Origin of the sequence: uncultured Enorma sp. (assembly GCA_905210055.1) — a bacterium.
GTDB lineage: Bacteria > Actinomycetota > Coriobacteriia > Coriobacteriales > Coriobacteriaceae > Enorma.
On record CAJLVH010000225.1, the window covers coordinates 1 to 1633 of the forward strand.

General features: G+C 63.1%; 2 protein-coding genes. One reads left to right on the plus strand and one right to left on the minus strand.

Features of this window, described 5'->3' with window-relative positions; all coding sequences use genetic code 11:
* A partial coding sequence (locus tag QZ079_RS09415; RefSeq protein WP_297037579.1) for a zinc ribbon domain-containing protein occupies window positions 1-239 on the plus strand: 239 nt, incomplete at its 5' end.
* Between the two features lie 23 nt (window positions 240-262).
* On the opposite strand, the gene QZ079_RS09420 is transcribed toward QZ079_RS09415, so the two are convergent.
* Window positions 263-1567 carry a serine/threonine-protein kinase gene (locus tag QZ079_RS09420; RefSeq protein ID WP_297037580.1) on the minus strand — a complete coding sequence of 435 codons (1305 nt, stop codon included), beginning with the start codon at window positions 1565-1567 and terminating at the stop codon, window positions 263-265.
* Window positions 1568-1633: the final 66 nt, after the last annotated feature.

Genomic DNA, 1633 nt, shown 5'->3' on the forward strand with positions numbered 1-1633 from the left:
CGGCTGCGCAGGCGGCTCCCGCATCGAGAGGTTCTGCCCCCGCAGGTGGCGCGGCTGTCGCGGGAGGCATGAACGTCCCGGATAGCGCGGTGCCCGCGCCGACCTCATCGGACGCTTCGAACGTGCAAGGGCAATCGCAGGAATCGCAAGGAAAGCGCTTCTGCCCGTATTGCGGCAAACCTGTCGGCAGTGCGAGCGCGAAGTTCTGCACCTCGTGCGGCAAGGGACTGCCGGAGTAACGCGCCGGGGATCCCGATGACCGCTAGAATCCTGCGACGATGCGAGCGAAGAGCACCACCGCGACTACCACCACGAGATATATCCCGAGCACCTTGGCATCTTGAAGGCGCGTGCGATGTGCGAACATCGGCAGCAGCCTTGCGAGCGGGCGGCGATCGAGCAGAAAGAAGAGGGCCGCCCACGCGATCGGCAGCACGATGAACCAGTTGAGCGCCACGTTGTACCACTGCGGCTTACCGATCAGGTTGCCCTCCGGGCTGATGGTTCCCTCAACCGCCTGCCCCACGAAAAGCACGGCACAAAGCACGAGCAGCGCATCCCAGCACCAGGCAGCCCAAAGCGGGATGCGCCCACCATGTCCCTTGGCAGCACGCCTCTCGATGCCGCCTTCATCCACGTTCACAGGCGGCAGAACGACTTCCTCCTGGACATTCCGGGAAGCAGTGTGCGACCTATCTCTTTCTTCCGCAGATGCCGCCGCGCAGAACGCCTCCTTGAGTTCGCGGGCGCCTGCGTAGCGCGCCGCAGGGTCGAATGCCGTCGCCTTCAGCACAATTGCAGCGATATCGGATGCAATCGCCTGAGCTGCCAGCGTCTCTGCGGTTGGCTGCCCTGCGGGTTCCTTCCCCGTCAGACAAAAGAGAAGCACCATGCCGAGCGCATACACATCGCTTCGCACGTCTGTCTGCCCGAAACCGAACTGCTCGGGCGGTGCGTAGGCGCGCGTGCCAAAGCGCACCGTATCCGCGCCGGTGCCCTCGCGGTAGCGACGCGCGATCCCAAAGTCGATGAGCGTCGCCGTGATGCCATCCGGCGTATTCGAGACGATGATATTGGCAGGCTTCACGTCGCGATGGATGATCGGAGGGTTCGCAAGCCCATGCAGCTCCGCCACAGCATCGCACACGGCGGGAAACGCCACGCACGCGAACGCAAGCCCTCCGCCATCGCGATGCGCGAGCTCCTTAAGCGTCGCACCCTCGATGTATTCAGATATGACGATGAGCTCGTCGGATGTTCTATAGCAATCCAAGATGCGCGGGAGATGACGGAAGCGCTTGCCTGCCTGCTGCAGCTCGAAGAGAGCTTCATACGCGCTCCCCAGCCCTTCGCTTCGTGGCATGCGCTTGCGCACGAACGGACCGAGCGCGGCGCCGTTCGCGCCCTCGAACAAGACGAGTTCCGTATTGGCGGCGCCATCTCCTACCGAACTACTATCTAACGTGGAGCCAAGCGGGCGCACCACGCGATAACAGGCATCGCGCTCGAGCGCAGCAAGGTAGCGCCCGAGCTCATCGTCTTTTTGAAAACCGTCTGCAGCGTTCATCGAGACCTATCAGTAGGATGCACGTAAAATCACTCCGGGGGTTTCGCCAGCCAAAGGGGACGGGGG

Excerpts from the sequence above, each read along its gene's own strand:
- QZ079_RS09420 (WP_297037580.1), bottom strand. The coding sequence starts at position 1,567 with ATGAACGCTGCAGACGGTTTTCAAAAAGACGATGAGCTCGGGCGCTAC.